This window comes from Maridesulfovibrio salexigens DSM 2638, from assembly GCF_000023445.1.
Lineage (GTDB): Bacteria > Desulfobacterota > Desulfovibrionia > Desulfovibrionales > Desulfovibrionaceae > Maridesulfovibrio > Maridesulfovibrio salexigens.
The window spans coordinates 21,246-46,879 of the sequence record NC_012881.1 but is presented as its reverse complement, the minus strand read 5'-3'; the positions used below and the strand labels follow the sequence as shown (position 1 = coordinate 46,879).

Below are 25,634 nucleotides of genomic sequence, written 5' to 3'. Positions count from 1 at the left end.
AAGAGTCCAGAGAAACTTTTTACAAAAAGTTTCTCCGGCCCCCGGAGGGTCGCCGAAGGCATACTAATCCTTCATTTTCTGACAATTACTGCAAAAAGTGGAAGTACGTCCCGCGACGGTAGCGCCTTCAAATATCTTCCCGCAATCGGGACAGGGCTCGCCTTTCTTGCCATAAACTTTAAAACTGTTCTGAAAGCCTCCGGCATCACCGCCCGCATCCACGTAATCGCGGATGGAACTACCGTTTTCCTGAATTGCCTGCTTAAGCACAGCCTGCAATTCAGTGAACAGTTTCACCAGAGATTCATTAGAAAGATCGGATGCCTTTGCCTTGGGATGAATGCCGGAACGAAACAGGGATTCGTCAGCATAAATGTTTCCGCACCCGGCCACTACGGACTGATTGAGCAGTAAGCCCTTGATCTGGGCCTTGCGTCCGGTGATACGTTCCGCGAGTTCTTCGGCTGTTACTTCCAGAGGCTCGGGACCGAGATTCTTATAAAAATCCCATTCCTGAAGCTCTTCATTGTTCAATGCGCGTACTTCTCCGAATTTGCGGGTATCGTGAAATTCAATAGAACCGCCGTCGGTAAGACCGAAAACAATACGGGTGTGCGGCTCTGGGGTGGTTGGGCCTTCATGAGCAAGGACCCTTCCGGTCATCTTAAGATGAAAGGTTATATGCAAATCATCGCCAAGATCCATGATCAGCAACTTAGCGCGACGATGAATGCGGGTAATCTTCTCCCCTGCCACGCGAGAGGAAAACAGATACCACGGCATTTTTACAGAACTGTGGTTGAGAATTTTAACAGATTCAATTGTCTTGCCTTCAAGAGATTCGGCAAGACCACGGGAGATTACTTCTACTTCCGGCAATTCTGGCATTTTACACTTCCTGAAATATCTTATTTATCTTTCTTCATGCGGGTCAGTCTGCCCATATCAAGGTCGAAAATCTCACCGCGACGATCAATGGTGAAAACCAGCGGCTTGTCTTCCTTGTGGGCCTTGGACCCGGCCATGTGCATGGCAGTCAGGCTGGTTACGGGAATTCCCTGAGCCTTGGAAATAATATCGCCGGGGCGCAATCCTTTCTTGTAGCCCTTACGGTCACGCTTAACAGCGCTGATCACCGCCCTTCCCTGACGTATTTCAATTGTCATGCCCATGCGACTTTCATAAGACGGCGGACAATAAAAGAATGAATCCGCTGCTGTGGGATAAAATTCATCACCACGCCAAGGCATGATGGTCATAACTTTAGCCTGCGGGTCAAGTACTTTCAGCCTGCGGGGTATGCCCCAACCGTGCTCTACATGTCCGCCCCCGGCAAGAATCACCACCGGATGCCCGGAACTTCGGCGCAATTGCACGGCCTTTTCCGCCATCCCCGTATCCCAAAGAGATTGGACAAGAAAAAAACGCTCAATCTGCTTGGGGTCCGTTGCATCACGGCCCTGATGCATGGCCAGTACTTCTTTTAAACCTTCTTCTTGTTCAGGCGCGGGAGAGATAACTTTTTCCGGCAACATAGCCCTGTCTTCCGGGGTAAGCCCTTCAAGGCCTTTCTCGCGAACCTCTCTGACCACTCGAAAAGGAAAATTCAATCCGGCAACAGTCAACCTGCGCTTTTCCGCCAGTTCAAAAATCGGCTTGAACATATTGAAATCAAAACGCCAGCCATTCTCCCAATCAAGTTCCTTGGGCAGCTCCAAGACCGGAATCTGACCCAGATTGAAACGGTTAAGAATATCCTGCTTCTGAGCGGTAACCATCTCAAGACCGATTGCGACCTTAGTATGCCCACGGGTCAAACCTTCAAGAATCTCAAACTGAGCCTTGTGGTCACAAATGGAGGTATGCCCTTCTCCGATGAGCACGTAGTCGGCCTTTGCAGCCTCGACCATTAGCTTATCGAAAGGAAGCGGATCGCCCACCTGATCAATATAATCCCCGGAACAAGGCAGGAAAGAAACCGCCATTTCTGGTGGAATGTTTTTCTTCACACAACCGCCAAGCACAAAAAAAAGTGCGCAAAGGACCAGAACGGCCCTTGCGCACTTGTTGATGGTATTAAAAGTCATACCCGGGTTAATCCCAGTTACGCTTATCTTCAATGGGCCTGATCTGCGGAGGCAGTGAGCCGGGAGTCAGAACCTTGAGCATGGGGCGCAGCTTGATCTTTTCACGGAACATGTGCAGCAGCTCATCTTCACGCTTGAAGTTGGAAACCTCAATGTTGAGGATCATTTCATCAATGCCGCCGGGGTTGGTAACTTCGATCTGCCAGCGTTTGACTTCTTCGAAGTGTGCCATGACCTGTTCAACCTGATGGGGATAGACGAACATACCCTTGATACGTGCAGTGGTATCCACGCGGCCAACGATGTTACCGAGGCGCGGTGTGGAACGTCCGCAGGGACAAGGAGTGCGGTCAATGTAGCTCAGATCGCCGGTAGCGAGTCTGATCAGGGGGTAGGTCTTGTTGAAAGCGGTGATTACGATTTCACCAACTTCACCGTCCTTAAGCGGAATACCGGTATCGGGATGGCAGATTTCAACAAAAGCACGGTTGGTGATGTGCAGACCATTCTTGTGGTAGCACTCGTAACCGATACAACCGACATCTGCGGTTCCGTAACCCTGACGCATGATCAGATCGAATTTCTTCTCCAGATCGGAACGCATTTTTTCGGAGAATTTTTCCCCGGTAACAAATGCGACTTCAAGATACAGGTCCTTACGCAGGTTCAGGCCGGCTTCTTCAGCCTTCTGAGCCAGATGCATCAGATAACTGGGAGTACCGACATAGCCGGTAACACGAAGCTTCTGCATGATTTCAAGCTGGCTATTGGTAGAACCGGGACCAGCAGGAACAACTGCGCAATTAAGGTTACGCAGGGGTTCTTCAAACATAAGTCCGGCAGGAGCCAGATGATAGTTGAAAGTAACCTGTGCTACGTCACCGGAACGGAATCCGGCAGCGTAGAAACCTTCAGTCCATCCCCAGTAATCATCGGAACGATCTTCAGGATCGAAGATAGGACCGGGAGAAAGGAAGATGCGGCGCAGTTCGCCAAGGTCTTTGGTCAGCAATCCGCCAAGACGCGGTCCCATGGACTGCAGGAAGATCAGTTCTTTCTTCTTTAATATAGGTATATGTTTAAGATCGGAAAGTTCTTTGAACTTATCGACTTGAAACTGAGCTCTGTCGAAACGTTTTTTGACGTCTTCAGAATAACGGTAGGCATAGGTCAAAAGTTCTTTGAGCTGCAGGGCGCAGTATTGGCGTCTTTCGCCTTCATCAAGAACTTCACGACGGCTATAGATGCCTTCGGTACGGTCTTTACGAGTCATTTATAGGTTTCCTCCATAATTTATTGCCAAATAGGTGTCGGCACTCCATTTAGCCTAGCCAATATAGGAAAACAAAACATATTTGTCAACTTTTTTACAACTTGTCCTTATATTTCAGATACATAAAGACACAAAACACAGCCCCAAAAAACTGCAAGGTATATTGAAGAGGAGAGATTCTAACACCAAAACAAGAAAAAATAAACTTTTTTCATTTTTTTAGTTGACAGGAAGATGCTGTCTGGATAAAAGCTTCTTCGTTCGCACGGAGAGGGTCGTTAACTCAGTTGGTAGAGTATCTGCCTTTTAAGCAGAGAGTCGCTGGTTCGAGCCCAGCACGACCCACCATCCGAACAAATTCCGCAAGAGCGGAAATGATCTTTCAAAACGGCGGTCTATCAAAACCCGTTTAAAAAAAGTTCTTGACAAGCTTCGAGCAACTTGATAATCTTGATAGACGCGCTTTAAAATATACGGGTCGTTAACTCAGTTGGTAGAGTATCTGCCTTTTAAGCAGAGAGTCGCTGGTTCGAGCCCAGCACGACCCACCATTTTGAAAGAAAAGGGCATTTCATCTTAGATGAAATGCCCTTTTTCTGTTTATAAGTCTTTATTGACACTACTCTCCTTAATATCTATCAAGATGCGGTTCTATTTAGATTAAGAACATCTTAATAAAGATAAATATCCCCTCTTTTTTGCAAACAGACCAAGGAGCATCCGATGGGCAAAAAAAACAACCGCATAGAAATAGACATCGCAGGCAAAAAAATACTCAAGCACGTCAGAGATATTGCCAAGGATAACATCATCAAAAAGATGCTCCCTTCCAAAAAACCGGCAAAAATACTCGAAACAAGCGCTGGGGAAGGAATCCTTGCTTTGGAACTCAAGTCCGAAGGGCACGACCTCACAATCACCAACTTTGTGCAGGAAGGAGCCGAAGGTCTTCATGAAGTCAAAGTAGATCTTAATGCCGCAGATTACGAAATAGACAACGGCCCTTTTGATGCCATCATTTGCAGGGAAGTTATCGAGCACATCGAAAGCGTCCCACACACTTTAAGGATGTTTCACAAACACCTTTCTCCGGGTGGGACCCTGATCCTGACCTTCCCCAACCGTCTTTGCCTGCGCTCAAGGGCTTATCACTTTTTTACAGGCTTTTACCGGGGTATGCCCTCCCCCATTAATCTGGATCTGATCATGGGAGAGGAACACATCAACCTAATCGGTTACCCGGAAATGGACTACTTCCTGCGCAAAACCGGATACAACATCGAAGAAGTAACCTCTTCCGAAATCAGGAAAAGCGACAAGGCATGGCTGATCTTCAAACCGCTGATCTGGCTGGCCACAACATTTTTCATCCTCTTCCACAAAAAGAATCGCGAAGGATACGAAAAGGTCACCCCGGAACAACGCAAGGCAAACACCTTTGTCCGGGATGTCCTGCTCTCCACTCCCGCTCTTTGCGGAAAGGACATTGTAATCAAGGCCACCAAAAAATAAAAAAAGCGCACCCGAAAGGATGCGCCTTTTCATTTAGCTACTGATTAAACTTAAAACCTGTCAAAACCATCATCTTCGGGAGAAGAACTACCCGCAGGAAGCATGGGAGCAGGACCGCCGCTTAACTTGAAGAAAGACATCGCCTGTTGCAAAAGCTGTCCCTGACGAGACAACTCTTCTGAGGTGGAAGCCATTTCTTCAGATGCGGAAGCATTCTGCTGAATTACAGTATCGAGCTGCTGGATAGCCTTATTGATTTGCCCTACACCGGTATTCTGCTCATTGCTGGCTGCAGCAATTTCCTGCACCAATTCCGCTGTACGGCTGATACTGGGCACCAATTCCTGTAGCATCTCCCCTGCTTTTTCCGCCACAACGACAGAGGATGAAGAGAGTTCACTGATTTCAGCAGCAGCGATACCACTGCGTTCAGCAAGCTTGCGCACTTCGGCGGCAACTACGGCAAAGCCTTTACCGTGCTCACCTGCCCTGGCTGCTTCGATGGCAGCGTTAAGTGCCAGCAAATTGGTTTGACGGGCAATCTCTTCAATAATCATAATCTTCTCAGCGATGCTTTTCATCGCCTGCACCGCTTCACTTACAGCTTCAGCACTCTGGGATGCCTGAACCTGAGACTTATCTGCAACCCCTTCGGTCTGGACAGCATTATCAGCGTTCTGCTTAATATTGGCTGCCATCTCTTCCATTGATGATGAAACCTCTTCAATAGAGGCAGCCTGTTCTGTGGCTCCCTGTGAAAGACTTTCAGCAGAAGCAGAAAGCTCCTCACTACCGCTAGCAACACTGTCGGAAGCACTATTTACCTCAGCGACAACACTCCGCAGCCTATGAACCATATTACGCATTCCATCTGCGAGCTTACCGAGTTCATCCTTGCGATCAAGGTTCACATCTGCGGAAAGGTCGCCTTCGCTTACATCAGCGACAAAATCCAAGCCCTTATTCAGAGGACCTAAAATTCCCTTCGCAATAATCCATGCCATAAGGATACCGATAACTACCGCTACAAGGCTGACAACAACGATGATTTGTCTCGTTGCGGCTGCGGCATCAAGCATTTGCTGATCGCTCATAATATTATCGGCTACCGTCTTGCGTACTTCCGTCAATATGGACTGAATCTGTTTAAGTGCCGGGACCGTGACTGTTGCATAGATATCAGTAGCCTCAGCAAGAAGTTTTGTTTCACCTTCATGCCACTGGATAAGGGCTTCAATCCTATCCAAAGTTTCAGCGGCATACTTTTCAACATTGGCAGAGAAATACTTCTGTGCTCCTTCCCTATCCCCACGGGCAAGATATGAATTAAGCGTTTTTACAGTATCATGCAGCTTGGTATGCGGTTCATAGACTTTTTCCAAAAGAGCCCCGAATTCAGGATGCTCTCTTCCCATCTCCTTAACCCTTGATGAGTAAAGCCATTTACCCAATCCACATTTATGGGGATCTGCCTGAACAGTTATGGATTTGGACTCTGGATTCATGAGCTGCTTCAAGACAGCAACCATCCAATTAAGATGATCAACTTTTTTTTCTCTCAAAAAGCTGCCCATAGCCGGATCGACATTTTCATACTTCTCTTCAATTGCAATAGCTGATTTATGCAACTTATTGTGATGAGACTCGATCTTTGCCAACAATGGCTTAATTTCAGGAACCAAGTTTTCCGCTTTCTTGCGGTCTTCACTGTAATACCATTTACCGAAACCGCATTTATGAGGATCTGCCTGAACATCAATTTCGTGAACATCCTTATCTGTCAGCAGTCTATTCACTTCATTGGCCCAGTTCAGATGATCTACAATTTTCTGTACAAAATCTCCCCTGAGTTTATTCCCCGCAATAACCTCTTCTGCATTCCCCACAATTGTACCGATTCCGGATATGGACCACCCCCCAAGTAGAACCAGCAACAACAATACAGCCCCAAAGCCTATAACAAATTTATAGGCTAATCTTAAATTCTTCCAATTCATAGTACACTCTCCTCTAAAGCACCAAAAATCACACTCCCCACTGTGAATACTTACCCCCTCATAATTCCATAACCTAACACATTGAACTATCTTAAGGAATACCCAAAAATATATTTTCCGTCATTATGACCCTTGAAACAAGGCTTCACTTGACTATTTTCGCTCTCAGTTATACTGGTAGGACCAGTAGACAGTAAGATGTCAGACCAACAGAAAAAAGGAATCCCGTCTCAATCACATAAGAGACCAGAATCATTATATGTGCGCAAAAATGTTTAAACCCATTAAGAAAGTCAGAGTTTCTGAAACAGCAGCCAAACAGCTGGAAGAACTGATTCAGAACAAGACTTTTGCAGAAGGCGAACCGCTTCCATCCGAGCGACAGCTCATGAAGGAGCTACAGGTAGGCCGGGGGTCTATCCGCGAAGCACTCAGAATTCTGGAAATCAAGGGATTCATTGAAACACAGCCCGGAATCGGAGCTTTTGTAAAAAGCTACGAAGGGGATATTTTCAGCCCCCTTTCCACTTGGCTGACTGACAATTACGAAGCTCTACGCCACTTTTTCGAAGTGCGTTCTCTGCTGGAACCCAGCACGGCCCGCATGGCTTCGGAACGAATTTCTGATGAAGACTTCGAGGAACTTTTGAAAACCCACGAAGAATTCAAGAAAACCGTTGAAGAAGAGGATCTGCCCCGCGCGATCATGGTTGATGCGGAATTTCACCGCTTAATCGGCAAGGCCACGGGCAACAAAGTTCTCTCATCCATTATGGATGCACTTTACAAATCAATGATTGAAGGCTGGAAAGCTCCCCTAAAGATTCCGGGGCAACCCAACAAAAGCTTGAAAGAGCACGAAGAAATTTTAGCCGCAATCAAGAACCGAGATGGCGAACTGGCCGCACAGCTGATGGCTTCCCATTTACGTGAAGCCCTGAAAGCTCTGGGCGATGCCGGTTTGAATAAATAGGCAATGCGCGGCTAGCGGGCATTCTCTGCCGGAAGGTGTTGTAACCATGCATGCGGCAAGGTTGCATATGGCGGGGACACGCATTGCCTTCCTTGCAAAACAAACTTGAGGATCAAATTATGATGACCAACGAACAGGAACATCTCCGGCAGATATTTGCCGAAGCTCTGGACCGCGTTGATCCATATAAAATCATTACCAACAGGGTTTCCCTTGAAGGCGAAATCCTGACCGTTGCTATGGACGAAGGTGATGTGATTGTTGATCTTCAGGAATTCGAGCGCATTGTTGTTATCGGTGCAGGTAAGGCTACAGCCAAAATGGCCCTCGCCATTGAAAAAATTCTAGGCTCGCGCATTGAGTCAGGCCTTATCTCCGTAAAATACGGACACACCGAAGAGCTCAAATACATCCAAACCATTGAAGCGGCCCATCCGGTACCGGACGACAACAGTGTCCGTGCTGCTCGTGAAATTGAAGAACTGGCCTGCTCCACCACCGACAAAACTCTGGTCATCAATCTTGTTTCCGGTGGCGGTTCCGCCCTGCTCTCCAGCCCCATGCATGCTGAGGTGGACGGGGAGAAAATCGAAGTAACCCTTGAGGACAAGCAGAATACCACCAAGGCTCTGCTGGCCTGCGGTGCCGATATCAGCGAGATCAACTGCATCCGCAAACATCTTTCATCCCTCAAAGGCGGACGGCTTTTGCGCTGCCTGCGCCCTGCACGCAGTTTGAACTTCATTCTTTCTGATGTTGTCGGAGACAATCTCGACACTATCGCCTCCGGCCTGACCAGCTATGACCGCAGCACCTATTGCGATGCCATGTCCATCGTTGATAATTACGAACTGCGCGATAAAATCCCGGCCAACGTTGTCAGAGCATTAGAGCTGGGCAACACAGGCAAACTGCTTGAGACATTAAAAAAGGATGAGTTCAGTGAAATCCGGGCAGAGAATATTCTAATCGGTACCAACCGCATCGCCCTGCTAGGTGCGCGCGATAAAGCTGAAGAACTGGGATACAACGTCCGTATGCTGACCTCCCGCCTACAGGGAGAAGCAGCTGATGCAGCAGACATGCTTTGGGCTATAGCTCAGGATGAGCGTGAATGGGAACTTCTAGAAAAGAAACCGGCCTGCATAATCGTAGGCGGTGAAACAGTGGTTACCCTGAAAGGCAACGGCAAGGGCGGCCGCAATCAGGAAATGGCCCTGCAATTTCTTATGCGACTGGGACAGGATGAGCTTAACGGCGAGTCCATACACTTCCTCGCCGCATCAACTGACGGCAACGACGGCCCAACTGACGCAGCCGGAGGCTTTGCCGACTCTGCGGTTCTGGAAAAATCACGAGAAAAGGGACTTTCCATTGCCGAATATTTAAAAAACAACGACTCCTACCACTTCCTTCAAATGGTAGGAGCCTTGTTTAAAACAGGCCCCACCAACACTAACGTTTGCGACGTCCAATTGCTAATCGTTAAATAGTTGGCGGGATTCCGCTGAAAAGAAGGCCACTTCCATTCTTCCACTTCCCCAGGGAGTGGTCTTCTTTCCAACATAGGAGCAAGCACTTCCTTTAGCTTCCATTTAATCTGAGTGCAACCTATTCTATTTATTATAATCAGTACTCACTCCTATTTCTCACATTGGCTGCTGACGTTTCAGTGACTACACACCTCACTAAATATTTTTAAATACTCCTCCCTTACAATGATCATATGTGCTAATATCAATATTGATTATTGATAAATCACACAAATTGGAGGGGTATTATGAATATTCTCAGTAATATGCGCATTAGCATCCGAATAGGCATTCTTGCCACTGTGTTGGTGTTGCTGATGGTATTATCTGTAGCTTTGGGGTTAAAACTTACCTCAGAGTCCAATCTGGGACTTAAAACGGTTTATCTTGACCGCATTATTCCGCTTAAACAGCTCAAAATCATTTCCGACGAATACGCTGTCAACATTGTCGATACATCGCACAAAGTCCGCAGCAATGCTTTGAGCTGGAATCAGGGAATGGAAAATATTGATACAGCTCAAAAGAATATAAAAAAAGAACTTGATGCCTTCTTGGGTACGGAGTTGGTTGCAGATGAAGAAAAACTGATCAAAGAACTTAAACCTAAATTAGAACTTGCAGATAAATCCATCGCCAAACTGCGCTCAATAATACAAAAAAATAACGAACAGGATCTTGTCAGATACATCCAGCAAGAACTTTACCCGGTCATCGATCCAGTGACCGAGGTTATTGCAAAACTCATTGATGTACAGCTCGTTGTTGCCGAAAAAGTATACCGTCAGGCTGAGTCCGATTACACTTCAGGGCAAAACACAATGATTGCGATCATCGTTGCCGCTATTTTTATTTCTATTGTAGTCACCATACTGATCGGTCGTTCCATTATGTCTCAACTTGGAGGAGAACCCCAAGCAATTCAGCACATTGCCACCAGAATTGCTGCGGGAGACCTTGATGCGGCCAAAGAAATTGTCAGGGAAAAAGCCCAAGGAGTCAGCCTTGCCATGCTGGGCATCAATGACAGCCTGACTTCAATTTCTAGGGAGCTCGAAGAAACAGTAGAAAAAATCAAACTCGGAGATCTGCGCTTCAGGGCTGACAACAGCACCCTCTCAGGTTTCTTTGCCGGAATAATGAACAACGCCAATACTCTTGCTGACTCCCTTGTTGATTATCTTGATGATATAGCTAATCCCATCACCTGCATCGGCAAAGATCAAACCGTTTTGTTCAGCAACAAAGCTGCGCAATCTGCAGAACTCATCCCCTCCGCAGATAATAGAAAGGAATGCATCGGTCAGCTAAGTAATAATACTCATGGAAACCACTTCGAAAAAATCCTGAGCGCTGACGACCTTGTCCACAAAGCAAGAATAACCTCCGACACCACAGTATCATACACCGGTATTCCCATATCAGATAACAAAGGATCACTTACCGGAGTATTTGAAATCATTGTCGACCAGACAGAAGTAATCGGAATGCAGCGCAAAGTTGAGGCTCTGGCCGAACAGGCTTCCACCATTTCCGAAAGACTGGCGTCTTCATCAGAATTACTAAATCAGCAGGTCGATGAAGCCAGTCAGGGCGCAGCGATCCAAAGTGAACGAACAGCTGAAACTGCGACCGCCATGGAACAAATGAATGCTACAGTAGTGGAAGTTGCCCGTAATGCGGCAGAAGCAGCTGAAAACACCAACCTTGCCAGAACAAAGGCCGAAGATGGCGCAGCAGTAGTAGGTAAGGTTGTGGTTGCCATTGGAGATATCCAAAAACAGGCAGAAGGTTTGCGCGCGGACACCATTGAAATGGGTAAGCATGCAGAAGGAATCAGCAGTATAATTGAAGTCATCAGTGATATTGCAGACCAAACCAACCTGCTGGCACTCAATGCCGCAATTGAAGCCGCCCGTGCTGGTGAAGCCGGACGCGGATTTGCTGTTGTAGCCGACGAAGTTCGTAAGCTTGCAGAAAAAACAATGACTGCAACCACAGAAGTGAACAATGCAGTCACCGCAATTCAGACCTCAAGCCGCAATAACATCTCATCCACTGAAGCTGCGGTAAAATCAGTTAACACAAGTACGGAGCTAGCTGATAAGGCAGGGGAAGTACTTAAAGAAATCGTAAACTACTCTGATGATTCCTCCGTGCGGGTGCAATCCATCGCTTCTGCATCCGAGGAACAATCCGCTGCAGCGGAACAAATCACCAGAGCGAGTGAAGAAGTTGACCGCATTTCGCAAGAAACCAGTAGCTCTATGCGCCAAGCAGCACAATCGGTTGATGAAATTGCCGACATGACCAAAGAGCTTGATAAATTAATTCAAGCGATGGTTTCATAATTAATAATTAGCCCTCCCCCAAAAAAACGGCCGCTGTCCCGATCAGGATAGCGGCCGTTATTTCTAGAAAAGATCAGCTACTGCTTCAAACGCCAGACCCCGTCATCGCCACGGCAGGCCTTAGCCAGAATCTGCTCGCCTCCGTCTTCCGTAATTGTAACATCACGACAGATTTTACCCTGATTCACGTAAGCCGGGGAAGGTGTGGCACTATATGATTTTCCGGTATCCGGGTTGGTCCAGCTGGAAGTCTGACCGGAATGGTTGTTTTCCAAAGTAGTTGAGACCTGCTGCTCATCTTTTTTATCCCACTCATTACCTACTACATAACCCATTAGTGCACCGATACCCGCTCCGATGGCAGCACCGGAAGCCTTATTTTTAAAGGTAAGCGCACCGATGGTCGCCCCGGCCAGCGCCCCAATTCCGGCACCGGACTGAGCTTTATTGGCACAACCGGAAGCAACAAATAGAATGCAAACAATCAGCAGCGGAATCATTTTTTTCATCTGAAAATCTCCTTAGCAAATTTACTTTGAATCCCGGAAGCATTCCGGTTTCAGGGTTTTCCTTTTGGTGGAAGTAACAGCAGAAGGCATATTCTTCCAAGCATGTAACGGATTCATGGGCTTACGGCTATGGAAGTCGACCCTGCATCCAGTGAAAGCACCGAAGTATGGCGGGTAGATAATTCCATTCAACTGTTTAAGCGGAGTTCTGTTTTTCCAACTCCACATGGGACCGGGCAGGACAGAACGGGTCATAATCGGACTGTAGCCGCTGGTCTTCTTAACCGCCCTGCGCATTTCGGAAGGCGAATACCAATGGGCCTGACGCAGGGTTGAGGGGGAAGCCCAAGGCCACATCCTGCCGTGGGTGAAAAAATATATTGAATGACGGTTTAGAAATCCGATTAGAATCCCCCCTGCGGAAACCCTTGCGGCCTCTCGCAGCATCTCCTCTGGTTCAGAGCAAAACTCAAGTACGGTCCAGAGTACAGTGAAATCAAATTCATTATCTGTAAAAGGCAGATGCTCACCGTTGCACAGATACAAAGAAGCCCGGTTGCCCAAGCGCTTATGGGCAGCCTCAAGCATCACCGGAGAATGATCCACACCGCTTACATCAAAACCGCAACGATACAAATGATCAAGAAAAAGCCCTGTGCCGCAGCCCACTTCCAGCAGCTTTCTTTTACGGCGTGGCCATCCGGAAATCAGGTGATCCATAAGTCCGACCTCCTGCTCAAGGGCGAACTGCCCGGCAGGGGTTTTGAACCATGTCTCAAATTTTTCCGCATCAAAGCCGTCCCAGACCATATCTACCTCAAGTTTATTCAAAGAGTTCTACTCAGAATCTCACGATAAACTCCCTGAGTGTTGCGGTCAAACTTTTCCACCCAAACAAAAGAGAAGTGCGCCCGGAACATGGAGGATTCCGGGCGCACAGCTGTGGTCATGAGGAGAGAGGTGTGTGTCTATATCATGTTAACCGAGGGTAGACTGTAATTTTGGTCAACTTTCTTATTCTATAGAAGAGACAACTAGGAAAGTCCCTATCTATTCGCCGTTAAGTTCTTCGTAAACCTTACCTACCAGCTTTTCACTGGGAGTCAGGGTCTTTTCACCGGGAGTCCACTTTGCGGGGCATGCTTCTTCCGGGTGATCCTTGAGGTATACGTTTGCTTCAATTTTACGCACCAGTTCTTCTGCGTTGCGGCCGACATTGTAGAAGTTGACTTCAGAAGAAACCAGCATTCCGTCGGGGTTGATTACAAATGTTCCGCGCAGTGCGAGACCGGTATTGTGGTCATATACACCGAAGAAGTCGGAAACTTCGCCGGTGGGGTCTGCTGCCATTTTGTACTTCACATTCTGGAGCAGTCTTTCGTCATTCTTCCAAGCCAGATGTGTGAACTTGGTATCAGTGGAAACCGAAACTACTTCACATCCAAGTTTTTCCAGCTCAGCATGCTTGTCCGCAAGGTCAGCAAGCTCGGTGGGACAAACAAAGGTGAAGTCAGCCGGGTAAAAGAACAGTACCAGCCACTTACCTGCTTTACGTACTTCTTCAAATTTTACTTCAGTAAACCCGCAATCTTCGGGATCATATGCTTCCATGACAAAGTCAGGAACGGTTTCGCCTATTGATGCGGATGAAAGGACTTCTTCGTAAACTTCAGTGCAGCTCATATTCTATCTCCTGTGTGTTTAAATTCAAAATCAATATTTAGATAACATTTTTTTCTCATCTGTTGAAAGCAGAGTATGAAAATCTTTTTTGAGTGTCAACAATAATCATAATCTTTATCATTAAGTTTTTAAAAGCTTGATTTTACAAGGGCTGGACAAGCTGCCATTAATGTTTAGTTCATTGCCAAGAAAAATTTTTTTAGGTAATTTCCGGTCATCATCAAAAATATGGAGATATAAATGACCAACGAACATGGCTTCAAAGAAATATCACGAGAATATCTGAACGAACTGAACGGCGAGGCCGTCATCTATGAACACGAGAAAACCGGCGGACGGGTTCTGTCCGTTATTAATAATGATGAAAACAAAACTTTCGGCATAAGCTTCCGTACTCCCCCGGAAAACAGCACCGGACTGCCGCACATCCTCGAACATTCCGTACTTTGCGGATCAAAAAAATATCCGGTCAAAGAGCCCTTTGTAGAGCTTTTAAAGTGCTCCCTGCAAACTTTCCTCAATGCCATGACCTACCCGGATAAAACCGTATATCCGGTAGCCAGCCCCAATGAGCAGGATTTTCGTAATCTTGTAGGCGTATACCTTGATGCGGTATTCTTTCCTAACCTGACCCCCAACACCCTCATGCAGGAAGGCTGGCATTACGTTCCCGAAGAAGACGGCACCCTGAGCTACAAAGGGGTTGTATTCAATGAAATGAAAGGAGCCTACTCCTCCCCGGACAGTCTTCTTTATGAAGCCACACAGAATTCACTCTTTCCGGACATCACCTACGGACTGGATTCCGGCGGTGACCCGGAAGTAATCCCTGAACTGACTTTTGATGAGTTCATGGACTTTCATGGAAAATACTATCACCCGTCCAATGCCTACGCATTTTTCTACGGTGATGATGATCCGCAGCACCGGCTGGCAATGCTCGACGAGTATTTTTCCCAGTTTGAAAAAATCGACCCCAAATCCGAGATCGGGATACAGGCTCCTTTTGAAAAGCCCGTGGCAGTTGAGAAACAATACGCTGCTTCTGACGACGGAAACCAGAAAGCCATGTTCACCGTCAACTTTGGCATCGGCCGTGACCGCGACTCCATGTCCGACCTTGAGCTAAGCGTACTGGAGCAGATCCTCATCGGCCTGCCCTCCTCCCCCCTGCGCAAAGCTCTTAATGATTCCGGGCTGGGAGAAGACATGGCCGGAGTAGGACTGGAAAACGAACTGCGCCAGCTCTACTTTTCCACCGGCCTCAAAGGAATCAATGCTGAGGACGCACCCAAGGTGGAAGAACTGATCTTTTCAACACTTAAGGACCTTGCAGCCACAGGTATTGCCCGCGAAGACATTGACGCAGCGCTGAACACTATTGAATTCTCCCTGCGTGAGAACAACACCGGTTCCTATCCGCGTGGTCTTTCAGTAATGATCACCGCCCTGACTTCGTGGCTCTATGATGAACATCCGCTTGAATACGTGCGCTATGAACAGCCTCTGGCAGATCTCAAAGCACGCATTGAAAAGGGCGAAAAGATTTTCGAACCTCTTATCGAAGAGATTTTCCTGAACAACAATTACCGTACTTCCGTACTTCTCACTCCTGACAGCAAAGTCGGACCAGAGCGGGAAGAAAGGGAAAAAGCCAAACTCGCCTCTGCCCGTGCGGATATGGACGATACCGAATACAAAGCAATCGTAGCCAAAGCCGAAGAGCTCCAGAAGGAACAGGAAGCTCATGATGATCCTGAAGCATTGGCGACTATCCCACGACTCAAAGTTTCCGACCTCGACAAAGAAGGAAAGGAAATCGTCTGCGAGGAAAAAGGGGAAATGCTTTTCCATGACTTGGATACCAACGGTATCATCTACCTTGACCTTGCCTTTGATTTTGCAGGTCTGGAAGATAGACTGCTGCCCTACCTGCCTCTTTTCGGGCGGGCACTGGTCCAGACCGGAACAAAGTCCACCGACTTCGTAACCATGACAAGACGCATGGCAGCGAAGACCGGCGGAATCTCCCCCACCTCCATTGTGAACTCCAAACATGGCGTGGACGAGAGCTACACCCGCTTTGTGCTGCGCGGTAAAGCAACTGCTGAACGCAGCTCAGACCTACTCTCCATCATGGGTGAGCTGCTCCGTGAAGCATCTCTGGATAACAAGGATCGCATCCGTCAGTTGGTACTTGAATCCAAGGCCCGCAAGGAACAGGCTCTTGTTCCCTCCGGTCACATCATGGCTGCAACACGCATGAAAGCCCGCTTCAATGAAGCCGGATACATCAACGAACTCATGAACGGTATTTCCGGCCTTGAGTTCCTGCGCGAACTGGCTGACCGTGTAGATAATGATTTTGATTCCGTAGTAGCTGATCTTGAAGCTATCCGTACTGCCATCCTTAATCAGGCAAACCTGCTGACCAACGTGACTTTGGACGGATCAACTTTCGGCAATGTTGAAAGCTACATCACTGATATGATTTCAACCCTGCCCACAGGCGGTAAATCCATTGCCACCCGTAACAGGCAGGCTTTCTCCAAAGCCGAAGGTCTGTGCATTCCCGCACAGGTCAACTATGTTGCCAAGGGTGCCAATGTTTATGAGCACGGATATGAATATTCCGGCGCAGCGCACGTAATCAGCCGTTATCTGCGCACCGGCTACCTCTGGGATAAAGTCCGCGTACAGGGCGGTGCTTACGGTTCATTCTCCATGTTTGACCGTGCTTCCGGCAGCTTAAGCTTCGTGTCCTACCGCGACCCCAACCTGACCCGAACCCTCGACACCTACGACGGTGTTGCTGATTACCTGAACACGCTTGCAGTGAATAGTGATGAGCTGGAAAAGGCCATTCTTGGCGGAATCGGGGAGATTGATAATTACATGCTGCCCGATGCCAAGGGCTACACCTCTATGGTCCGCCACCTGAGTGGCGAAGATGCAGCCTTCAGGCAGGACATTCGCGATCAGGTGCTGAATTGCAGCGAACAGGATTTCCGCAACTTCGGAGCAGCAGCCAAATCAGTGGCTGATCACGGCGATATTGTAGTACTCGGCAGCAAGAAAGCTATGGAGGAATCCGGCCTTGAACTGGATCTCGTAGACGTATTGTAAAATCTGGAAATATAGAAATAAAAAACGGCGGAATCGTATTGATACGACTCCGCCGTTTTAATTTTTTAAGAACTCATGGAATCAGGAAGTTATAAAATAGTAACCATCCCGAATCAGAAATGCAGCGAAAACAAATAGAGCCAATCCCAAGAACCGCATGATCAGCAGGTAAGCTCTACTGGAAAGCAAAGATTTAAATCTTCCAGCAAGACATGCAATTCCTATCTTCACGCCCACAATACAGCCGAAAAACCCCGTCAGAAATAAAATCGGCCCGGACAAACCATTCTCCCCTGCTCCAAGGATAGTCGGTGCCCCTACAGTGGCCCAGAAAATATAGACATGGGGGTTCATGTAGTTGGTCAGCATACCCTTCTTCAAGGAACCGGGATTAATTTCAACTCCCGGCAGGGTAATCGCTTTCGTCCTAAAACAATCGATCCCGAAAAGAGTAACTACAACTGCCCCGGCAAATAAAACAATGCCCATAAATGCCGGATGAGACTTTATCCACGACATTGCCAGTAGGGAAATGCAAAGGATTGGTAAATCCGTAAGCAATGGAGCAAAAGCAACCTTGATTCCTTCTTTGGGACCATGAGCCATTGCCTGACTTAAAACCAAAGTCAACAATGGACCGGGAGTCATTCCTGCACCAAGACCCAAAGCAGCCCCGGCAGCAAAATATCCTAATATATCTGCATTCATTTTATGAAAATTTGTTTAGATGATTAGTATTGAAAATGCCGCTTAGCGGAGAGATTTTTCTGAAGTCAGCCTAAACTAAATTAAAACATAAGTTACAGCAACTTCGCATATAAAACAGCTTTATACCTACCGAAAAAGCAAAGCATTACAATCTATTATACATTTCCACTTTAATGGACATATTTAAACTTCAGCACTAAATTTCCTACGCGGATGGACGATAGGATTATTAACCACACACAAAAACCATAACCAGTAAAGTTGGAAAACAACTCCGGGAGGGGGGATGACTTTCGACAAGACTGACGCTGACAGCCATATGCTGTCCTGTCTACTTACGCCCGAAGAGCAAGCCGCTTCTTTTAATGAAGAGGACTCTGCTGAACGGCGCGAAAAACTCAGCAAGCTCCGCGACCAGATACGGGCCGGGACCTATCGCCCTGCCATTGGAGAAATCGCCATTAATCTGGTCCGTTCTGAAGCCAAAATCAGCGGTTTTGGCTGATCTAGCGCATTACCACACCATTTTACTTTACCTTCACGCCACATGCATTTAAACTGCCGGGTCTGAAACCGGAGGTATGATGCTAATTGTAATAAATGTGGATGATCTCGGACTGCATCCGGCTGTTCGCCGTGCAGTGGACAAACTTGCCGAGGCCGGGGTTGTTACCTCGTCCACCACTCTTGCCAATGGTCCGGATCTATCCGAATCCGTACTTTTGCAGGACAAGCATGAAGGATTGGGACTTGGTGCACACTTAAACCTGCTGCGCGGCAAACCCATTTCCAACCCGGACCACATCTCCAGCCTTGTGGATGATGACGGGCTGCTTTTCGGTAATTACAAATCCCTGCTCCTGCGCTACCTAAGCGGTCGTATAAAGCTTTCCGAAGTAGAAAAGGAGTGGTCGGCACAGGTTGAATATCTGCTTGACCATAAAATCCGTTTGACCCATTTTGATAGCGAAAAGCACATCCATGCCTGGCCCGGACTCTACAATCTGGCAGGTAAAATTGCCAACAAGTACGGCATCAAGTGGATGCGCCGTCCATTTGAGCACACACCCCTGAACCGCTTTGATAAAGGCATGCTGCGTACCCGTTTTCTGCAACTCTGCCTCGGGGCAAGTTTCCCCGGTAAGAAGCCGCGCACAGCTGATTGCGTATGGGGAATCGGAGACCAGAAAGAAAATCTGGACCCGCATCTTTTTAAGAAATATGTCGAAACTTTTCGACCTGAAATAGTAGAAATTGTCTGCCATCCCGGACTCCCGCAAGAAGGTGACGGCCCGCTGCCGTCTGAGTTCGGCCCCATGCGGGTGGAAGCCCAGTGGAGAGAAGAATCCGAATCCCTGCTTCATAAGGAATGGCTGGAAATATTTAAAGAACTGGGGGCGACCCCCGTCAACTACGGGCAGATCGATCCCCGTAGCGGAGAGATTAAATAATGATAAAAGCTGAAGAATGTAAAAGAGATATCGAAGTCAGCATTGTCACTCCCATGCACAATGAAGAAGGCTGCGTTCGTGAATTTCACAAACGCATAACTGCCGCGCTGCAGGGAATGAATACCACTTATGAAATCCTGCTGGTTAACGACGGTTCCACCGACAGCACTGAATCCATCATCCGTGAACTTGCTGCCGACGACCCCCACCTTAAGGGAGTCATGCTCGCCCGCAACCGTGGACAATGTACCGCAATCTACGCCGGCATTCAGGAAAGTAAAGGATGCTATGTAGTTATCATGGACGGAGACCTGCAGCACAAGCCCGAAGAAGTTCCTTCTTTAATTGAGGAAATCCGCAAGGGCTACGACCTTGTTTCCGGCTGTCGCACCAACCGTGGCGAGTCCATGATCAAGCGCAAGCTGCCCAGTAAAATCGCCAACTACCTCATGCGCGCAACCAGCGGTTGTCAGGTAAAAGATATGGGAGGACTTTCTGTACTCAAGGGTAAGCTTGCCCGTTCCATGACCTTGCGTGAAGGACAGCACAGGCTTATCCCTGCTCTGGTTTACGGTATGGGCGGTTCCACTTCCGAAGTACCCATTTCCGCTCCCCCGCGCTTTGCCGGGGAAAGCCACTACGGGCTGTCCCGCTCCATCGATGTTCTTTTCGACATCGTTATGCTCTGGTTCCAGTCCTCATTCAAGCAGCGTCCCATCTATCTTTTCGGACGCATCAGCCTGCTCATGTTCATGCTTGCCTCGCTTGTAATGGTCTGGCTGCTCTATGAAAAAGTTTTCTTCGGAGTCCACATGGGTACCCGCCCCCCGTTCATGGGCTGCATCCTGCTCTACCTGAGTTCACTGGGCTTCATGTCCACAGGATTCATCCTTGAATCGCTGGCCAACACCTATGATGCTGTCATGGGGACCAAGACGTATCAGATACGGGAAGTTGTTGAGAAAGAGTAAAGAAAAGGGGATCGGTAACCGATCCCCTTTTTTATTTATTCTTAGGTGGATAAACCAGCAAGACAACCCGGCGGTTGCGCTTCTGGTTGGCTGGAATCGCGTTGCCGTTATCATCCTCATTGGGATAGGCTGGCGCTGTGTCTGCCATGCCAAGAACTTTGATGCGATCTTTACTGAATCCATTATCAAGCAGGTAACGGGCAACTGCACTGGCCCGCGCAGATGAAAGCTCCCAGTTTGAAGGAAACTGTTTTGAACGAATGGGGATGTTGTCTGAATGACCTTCGACAACAACCTGATAAGGAGATTTGGCAAGAGTAGGGGCGATCTTGCCCAGCACTCTTCTGGCACCTGAGGTCAGGTCTGCCTGTCCACTGGGGAAAAAGAAACCGCCCTTAAGCACAATAGCGACAGAATCAGGACGCATCTTAATTTTCAAAGCATCTGATTCCCGCCCTACCAGACGAGCCATTTCCAGCTGCATTTCAAAAATATTACGCTGCTGATCACTAATCACCCTGCGGGCTACCGGAGCACCCTCATAGGTATCATTCGCCCCTTTAGGAGGGACATCAACGCCCATAGCGGAAGCAAGCGAATCGGAAACATCTTTGTACTTTTTCTGATCCACATCGGCGATAGCCAGCAAAAGCACAAAAAAACAGAGCAGCAGAGTCATCATATCTGCCAAGGTAAGGGCCCAGCCGCCCTCCTCTCCGCCCTGTGCGGGCTTTTTCAGGCTGAAATCATCCGACATAAATTTTCCCGCCTACTTCTTAGCCTTAACGGTAGCCCACTTACGCGGGGGCAGGTAACCCTTAAGCTTATCCATGACGATAGCTGACGGGGTTTTATCCTTGATGAACAGGATACCGTCACGAATAACCCGCATGAGCAGGGTTATCTCGTCAATTCGTTTCTCAACCTTAATGGCGATGGGCATGAAAAGCATGTTGGCGAAAAGTGCGCCGTAGAGAGTTGTGGTCAGTGCCGTTGCCATGGCCGGACCGATGGCGGCAATATCGCTGCCCATCCCCTGCATCATGGCGATGAGACCGATCAGAGTCCCGATAATGCCGAAGGCCGGAGACAGTGTGGACATGGTCCGGTAAATACCGGCTGCACTATATTCCTGCTCATGATACTGCTGGATGCGGTTATCGAGAATCTCTTTGATCTCTTCCTTGGAATAACCATCCACAAGCATCTGCAACCCTTCACGCAGAAAATCGTTTTCAATATTTTTAAGACTTCCCTCAAGGTGTTCCTCTCCTTTGGAAGATACATCCTTGGAAAGCCCTACAATAACGTTGATGTAGTTTTCGAGGGGAAGTTCGTCAGCCCCCATAGCCATCATGAAAACACCGAGCACGCGCATTACTTCGCGCAAGGGGTAACAGATAAAGGTAGAGGCGATGGTTCCCCCGCCAACAATGGCGATACCGGGAATATTGATAAACACGCCCACCGAATCAGTGGAAGTGTAAGTGGCAACCATAAGGATGGCGATACCGCAGAATATACCGATTATGGTGGCTATATTCACTTCTTATCCCCCCCTTTAATTTCCCGGACCATTTCATAAAGCTCAGTGAGTACATCTTCAGCCTCGGTCTCATCCACGTTATCACGGACCTCATCCTGCACGATCTTGGCGATTTTCTTGGCGAGGTTGGCCAGAATCTTTTTCCGGGCATCATCCTCGGCAATACTCATCAACACGCCGAGCTTGTGGTAGCCAAGACGGTTGAACACTTCCTTGAGGGTAGCGTTATCCACGTAGACGATATCTTCGATGTCCTCCAGCTCTTCAATGGACTTCTTCTTTTTCTTAACCTTGCTGAAGTAGTCAGGCTCTTTTTCAGATGCCCAGTCACTGACCTTGTTACGGTCAAACATGAACATGGTTTCCGGGAAGTCTTCCTGTGCGATTTTTTTGTAGATGATCTTGGGATCACTATCCAGCATTTCAGAAATTTCATAGATGTCCACAATCTGTAACTCAGATGTGGGAGTATAGGCGGTCTGCTGCAATTCCTTGAACAGGTTGTTGGCAACTTCAAGGAAATTGTCAGGGTCGGAAATCTGGATAAAGCGATCCGGAAAGGCCTTTCCGGTACGGAGGTCAATGGCATCGATGATCTTCAAACTTTTCAGTTTGCTGATTACTGCGTCTATCTCATTTTGAGAGACGAGAATGATGCTCCGGATTGTCTTACAGAGCTTGGTGTAATCAAGACCAAGATCATGGTTGCGTTCCTTGCGGGCCTGTTCACGATCCATGCTGATGTGAGTCCGGTAGGCAAGATCAAGGATATTGCAGATACTGGTAAAATTGCTGCGATGGCCCTTGGCGGAAATCATTTCCCCGGTCCGGTGCAGCCGCTTTACCAACAAACGGGTCATGTACTGGACTGTTCGCGGACACTGGTCCAAAAGTTTGAGAATAATCTGGTCGGTAAGGATCACAAGGTCGCAGTACTCGGCTGCTTCGGCATTGGCGGAACGGGTTCCCTTGGAAATAATCCCCATTTCACCGAAGATTTCGCCTTCCCCGAGACGGGCAAGAATGATCTTTTCATTATTCTGGACTTTATAGATATTCACTGCGCCTTTTTTGATCATGTAGGCGACAGAGCTCTCCTGTCCTTCCTTGAAGATTTCCTGCCCCTTGTAAAAGGACTTGATGTTAGGACTGCTGGACCCCATTAAGAAACTCCCTCAATATTACCCTTTTCCGGGCGAGAAATAAAAACTCATAAATAACAGTTCAGAACCTGAAGCCTGATACCATCGGAAATTGAACTTCCCCTGTGGCTATAAAAACAGCAACAACACATATTATCATATATTAGATCAGTATAAAGAACAATACGCCCATGATTTATCTTCAAGGATACCAGAATGAAGCTCTATTGATACAAACATTTGCTTTTTTAAAAACAGTTCTTTTTCAACCTATGTTTAATTGTTTACCTTGTAATTAAAATACTGCTAAGCTGACCTCAGGCCTGAGCAAGGTCCGGTAATAAATGATTAAACCCTCTTCAGGAACTGACATGGAATGGAATCTCTTATTTGGTCATCTCGCGGTAGTAGGCGGTTTTTTGCTGGCTGCAATTCTGGTTATGTCCATCCTGCGCAAACAGCGCACATCATCAGCTGCTTTTGCATGGCTGTTGGCTATTTTCTTTGTACCATACGTCGGAGTTCCCTTTTACCTCATATTCGGGGGACGCAAGCTCAAACGTGATGCCCATACCAAAGAAGACATCCATCTTGAGGTGCAGGAAACAATTCCCGCTAAGGAATCAGACCCCATTGACGTCATGCTTCGTGAATACGGAATTCCCGGAGCAACCAGCGGCAACAAAGTCCGGCTGTGCCCTACTGGTATCGACATCTATAATGAGCTGGTTAAACTCATTGAAAACGCCGAACACCAGATTCTGATTACCACATTTATTCTCTCCCGTGATGAAGTGGGTAAAGACATTGTGGAAAGGCTGGCCCGCAAAGCCGAATCAGGAGTCACAGTAAGACTGTTGCTGGATGATATCGGCTCCATGTTCACCTCCCGCCGCTTCCTGAAAAAACTTATCGATAACGGCGGCAAGGTTGCTTATTTCATGCCCCTTTTCCGAGCCCCCTTTCATGGCAACAGCAACCTGCGCAACCATCGCAAAATCGCCATCGCCGACCAGAAAATCGTGCTGGCCGGGGGCACAAACATTGCCAACGAATACATAGGACCTGAGCCATGCGAAGAACGCTGGACTGACCTTTCTTTTGTCCTGCAAGGTCCTGCGGTACGACATTACATAGAAGTTTTCCAATCAGACTGGCTCTTTGCACACGGTGAAAAAGTGAACATCATTCCACCCTGCACCAAAGGATCTGCGATCAGCGGGGAAGGAGTCATGCAGGTTGTTCCTTCCGGGCCTGACGTTCCGCGCGATCCTGTTCACGATGCCCTGCTTACCGCTGCTTTTACTGCGGAAAAACGACTCTGGATCGTTACTCCCTACTATGTGCCAGATGAAGCGCTTGCACAGGCCCTGCGACTGGCCGCTCTACGCGGTGTGGACCTAAGGGTGGTCGTTCCGGCAAAATCAAACCACAAGCTGGCTGACCTTGCCCGGGGTACCCACCTGCGAGATCTGGAAGAATGCGGCGGACGGGTGGTAAAATATCCCCACATGGTCCACGCCAAGGTTATTGTAGTCGATGACCGACTCGCAGTTGTCGGATCGGCAAATATGGATATGCGCAGCCTGTTTCTCAACTATGAAATAGTCATGTTCACCTATTCCGAAGCTGATGTTAAGCCGGTCAGCGACTGGGTTCAGGGGCTTATTGATGTAAGCACCGAGGGAACTGTTCCTGTGGGAATGGTCCGCGATACCATTGAAGGCGCGGCAAGATTGGTCGCTCCGCTACTTTAACCGGAATTCATTGACCTCACCCGGAGCGAAACTTACCATATAGAGATGGGAAAACTGACTCTGATTTTATTCTTTACTATTTTGCTGGTCCTGGGTTTCGCAGCTAGCTGCTTTGCCTGGGGTCCGGGTGTGCATATGGCTATCGGCAATGCTGTTCTTTCCAACACTATGCAGCTTTCCGATACCGTGGCAAAATTGCTGCTCTCCAACTCAACGCTCTTTCTTTACGGTTGCTTGAGTGCGGATATTTTCATCGGCAAAGGCAGCAAAGCCAAGCGATTGCACAGTCACAACTGGCAGACGGGTTTCAATCTGCTAAATGAATCTACTGATAAACACCTGAAAGCATATTCTCTTGGTTATCTTTCCCATCTGGCAGCAGACATAATTGCTCACAACTACTATGTGCCCAACCTAATGCAGCAGACACGTTCCGGCGGCAGGCTGAGCCATGTCTACATAGAAATGCTTGCTGATGATCGGGTCGACTGGTCAGCGCAAGATGCTGCCCGCCTTTTTCGCCGGGCTAATCAAGATGCGGACTTTAATCTGCGTAAACATATGGATGCCAAGAAATACAGCTTTCTGTTCAAGAAAAAAGTATTTCACCAGACCATCGGCCTGCTGGAATACAAGGCTGTAAGCAAATCCTTAAAAATTTCAAAAAAAGTAGTCCCGGCTTTGCGCCAAGCTTACCTACGGTCCATCATCGACTATTCATACCGACTTGTGGTGGACATGCTCAACTCTCCCCAGAATGCTGTGGCCTTGAATTTTGACCCTATCGGTGCAGAAAACATTGCCCTAGCCAAGAAAGAAAACAGCTGGAAAACGGCCCTTAAGCGCAGTGTGCCTTTCTCTCCACGCTTTGAAGTGGACGGCAGAATTACTGAGCTGCCCAGAGTTGCCGGGGTTGGGGCTATGTTTAAATCGAGCACAAAATCCTCTGCTGCTAATATTTTTTCGAGTTAGACTGGTTACACACAAAAATAAACGCGAATTTTATTCAGAAACAA

21 protein-coding genes and 2 tRNA genes are annotated in these 25,634 nt (G+C 47.8%); 12 read left to right on the top strand and 11 right to left on the bottom strand.

The features are described 5' to 3' along the window. Positions 1 to 63: 63 nt before the first annotated feature. Genes mutM through DESAL_RS00215 form a run of 3 tightly spaced genes read right to left on the bottom strand, consistent with a single transcriptional unit; the run spans position 64 to position 3,360 of the window. Positions 64 to 888, bottom strand: coding sequence for a bifunctional DNA-formamidopyrimidine glycosylase/DNA-(apurinic or apyrimidinic site) lyase (gene mutM / locus DESAL_RS00225; protein ID WP_012765641.1), 825 nt, complete (start codon positions 886 to 888; stop codon positions 64 to 66). Between the two features lie 20 nt (positions 889 to 908). Next, positions 909 to 2,087, bottom strand: coding sequence for a ChaN family lipoprotein (locus DESAL_RS00220; protein ID WP_012765640.1), 1,179 nt, complete (start codon positions 2,085 to 2,087; stop codon positions 909 to 911). Positions 2,088 to 2,094: 7 nt separating this feature from the next. Beyond that, positions 2,095 to 3,360: a phenylacetate--CoA ligase family protein gene (locus DESAL_RS00215; RefSeq protein ID WP_012765639.1), complete on the bottom strand. Its 1,266-nt coding sequence runs from the start codon at positions 3,358 to 3,360 to the stop codon at positions 2,095 to 2,097. 272 nt (positions 3,361 to 3,632) lie between these two features. On the opposite strand from DESAL_RS00215, the gene DESAL_RS00210 reads away from it, so the two are divergent. The 3 genes from DESAL_RS00210 (at position 3,633) to DESAL_RS00200 (ending at position 4,872) form a co-directional block, all read left to right on the top strand. After that, positions 3,633 to 3,708, top strand: a tRNA-Lys gene (locus DESAL_RS00210). Between the two features lie 127 nt (positions 3,709 to 3,835). Further along, positions 3,836 to 3,911 (top strand) — tRNA-Lys (locus DESAL_RS00205). A 172-nt stretch (positions 3,912 to 4,083) separates the two neighbouring features. Further along, a complete protein-coding gene (locus DESAL_RS00200) occupies positions 4,084 to 4,872 on the top strand; it encodes a class I SAM-dependent methyltransferase (RefSeq protein WP_012765638.1) in 789 nt (262 codons plus the stop codon). Between the two features lie 50 nt (positions 4,873 to 4,922). Here the strand turns inward: DESAL_RS00200 and DESAL_RS00195 are convergent, their stop codons facing one another. Continuing rightward, on the bottom strand, positions 4,923 to 6,869 hold the full coding sequence (locus DESAL_RS00195) for a methyl-accepting chemotaxis protein (RefSeq protein WP_012765637.1): 1,947 nt from the start codon (positions 6,867 to 6,869) through the stop codon (positions 4,923 to 4,925). Positions 6,870 to 7,140: 271 nt separating this feature from the next. Between DESAL_RS00195 and DESAL_RS00190 the strand changes: the two genes are divergently transcribed. The 3 genes from DESAL_RS00190 (at position 7,141) to DESAL_RS00180 (ending at position 11,725) form a co-directional block, all read left to right on the top strand. Continuing rightward, positions 7,141 to 7,842, top strand: coding sequence for a FadR/GntR family transcriptional regulator (locus tag DESAL_RS00190; RefSeq protein ID WP_157046898.1), 702 nt, complete (start codon positions 7,141 to 7,143; stop codon positions 7,840 to 7,842). Positions 7,843 to 7,961: 119 nt separating this feature from the next. Further along, positions 7,962 to 9,335, top strand: coding sequence for a glycerate kinase type-2 family protein (locus DESAL_RS00185; RefSeq protein WP_012765635.1), 1,374 nt, complete (start codon positions 7,962 to 7,964; stop codon positions 9,333 to 9,335). A gap of 287 nt (positions 9,336 to 9,622) precedes the next feature. Then, the gene (locus tag DESAL_RS00180; protein ID WP_012765634.1) at positions 9,623 to 11,725 is read left to right on the top strand and encodes a HAMP domain-containing methyl-accepting chemotaxis protein; all 2,103 of its coding nucleotides are present in this window, start codon (positions 9,623 to 9,625) and stop codon (positions 11,723 to 11,725) included. 77 nt (positions 11,726 to 11,802) lie between these two features. Here DESAL_RS00180 and DESAL_RS00175 read toward each other — a convergent pair whose 3' ends face one another. The 3 genes from DESAL_RS00175 to DESAL_RS00165 form a co-directional block, all read right to left on the bottom strand. Further along, positions 11,803 to 12,234 carry a glycine zipper domain-containing protein gene (locus DESAL_RS00175; protein WP_012765633.1) on the bottom strand — a complete coding sequence of 144 codons (432 nt, stop codon included), beginning with the start codon at positions 12,232 to 12,234 and terminating at the stop codon, positions 11,803 to 11,805. A 21-nt stretch (positions 12,235 to 12,255) separates the two neighbouring features. Continuing rightward, positions 12,256 to 13,065 (bottom strand): class I SAM-dependent methyltransferase, encoded by an 810-nt coding sequence (locus DESAL_RS00170; protein WP_245543767.1) that lies wholly within the window; start codon positions 13,063 to 13,065, stop codon positions 12,256 to 12,258. 219 nt (positions 13,066 to 13,284) lie between these two features. Next, positions 13,285 to 13,917, bottom strand: coding sequence for a peroxiredoxin (locus tag DESAL_RS00165; protein WP_012765631.1), 633 nt, complete (start codon positions 13,915 to 13,917; stop codon positions 13,285 to 13,287). Positions 13,918 to 14,157: 240 nt separating this feature from the next. Here DESAL_RS00165 and DESAL_RS00160 point away from each other — a divergent pair, with 240 nt between their 5' ends. Then, positions 14,158 to 17,043: an insulinase family protein gene (locus tag DESAL_RS00160; protein ID WP_012765630.1), complete on the top strand. Its 2,886-nt coding sequence runs from the start codon at positions 14,158 to 14,160 to the stop codon at positions 17,041 to 17,043. 81 nt (positions 17,044 to 17,124) lie between these two features. On the opposite strand, the gene DESAL_RS00155 is transcribed toward DESAL_RS00160, so the two are convergent. Continuing rightward, positions 17,125 to 17,751 (bottom strand): LysE family translocator, encoded by a 627-nt coding sequence (locus DESAL_RS00155; RefSeq protein WP_012765629.1) that lies wholly within the window; start codon positions 17,749 to 17,751, stop codon positions 17,125 to 17,127. 286 nt (positions 17,752 to 18,037) lie between these two features. Between DESAL_RS00155 and DESAL_RS00150 the strand changes: the two genes are divergently transcribed. The 3 genes from DESAL_RS00150 to DESAL_RS00140 all read left to right on the top strand — a co-directional run bounded on the left by DESAL_RS00150 (position 18,038) and on the right by DESAL_RS00140 (position 20,173). Then, entirely contained in the window at positions 18,038 to 18,256 is a 219-nt protein-coding gene (locus DESAL_RS00150) for a flagellar biosynthesis anti-sigma factor FlgM (RefSeq protein WP_012765628.1), read from the top strand. A gap of 76 nt (positions 18,257 to 18,332) precedes the next feature. Further along, on the top strand, positions 18,333 to 19,202 hold the full coding sequence (locus DESAL_RS00145; protein ID WP_245543766.1) for a ChbG/HpnK family deacetylase: 870 nt from the start codon (positions 18,333 to 18,335) through the stop codon (positions 19,200 to 19,202). Then, entirely contained in the window at positions 19,202 to 20,173 is a 972-nt protein-coding gene (locus tag DESAL_RS00140; RefSeq protein ID WP_012765626.1) for a glycosyltransferase family 2 protein, read from the top strand. Before DESAL_RS00145 ends, DESAL_RS00140 begins: the two co-directional genes overlap by 1 nt. Positions 20,174 to 20,204: 31 nt before the next feature. On the opposite strand, the gene DESAL_RS00135 is transcribed toward DESAL_RS00140, so the two are convergent. From DESAL_RS00135 to DESAL_RS00125, 3 genes are read right to left on the bottom strand one after another with little or no spacing between them, the layout of a single operon-like run. Then, the gene (locus DESAL_RS00135; RefSeq protein WP_012765625.1) at positions 20,205 to 20,930 is read right to left on the bottom strand and encodes an OmpA/MotB family protein; all 726 of its coding nucleotides are present in this window, start codon (positions 20,928 to 20,930) and stop codon (positions 20,205 to 20,207) included. A gap of 12 nt (positions 20,931 to 20,942) precedes the next feature. Then, positions 20,943 to 21,719 (bottom strand): motility protein A, encoded by a 777-nt coding sequence (locus tag DESAL_RS00130; protein ID WP_012765624.1) that lies wholly within the window; start codon positions 21,717 to 21,719, stop codon positions 20,943 to 20,945. Then, entirely contained in the window at positions 21,716 to 22,882 is a 1,167-nt protein-coding gene (locus DESAL_RS00125) for a cyclic nucleotide-binding domain-containing protein (RefSeq protein WP_012765623.1), read from the bottom strand. The genes DESAL_RS00130 and DESAL_RS00125 overlap by 4 nt, the downstream gene beginning before the upstream one ends. A gap of 350 nt (positions 22,883 to 23,232) precedes the next feature. Here DESAL_RS00125 and DESAL_RS00120 point away from each other — a divergent pair, with 350 nt between their 5' ends. Continuing rightward, a complete protein-coding gene (locus DESAL_RS00120) occupies positions 23,233 to 24,618 on the top strand; it encodes a phospholipase D-like domain-containing protein (protein WP_012765622.1) in 1,386 nt (461 codons plus the stop codon). Positions 24,619 to 24,753: 135 nt separating this feature from the next. Beyond that, positions 24,754 to 25,590 carry a zinc dependent phospholipase C family protein gene (locus tag DESAL_RS00115; protein ID WP_245543765.1) on the top strand — a complete coding sequence of 279 codons (837 nt, stop codon included), beginning with the start codon at positions 24,754 to 24,756 and terminating at the stop codon, positions 25,588 to 25,590. The last annotated feature ends 44 nt before the right edge of the window (positions 25,591 to 25,634 follow it).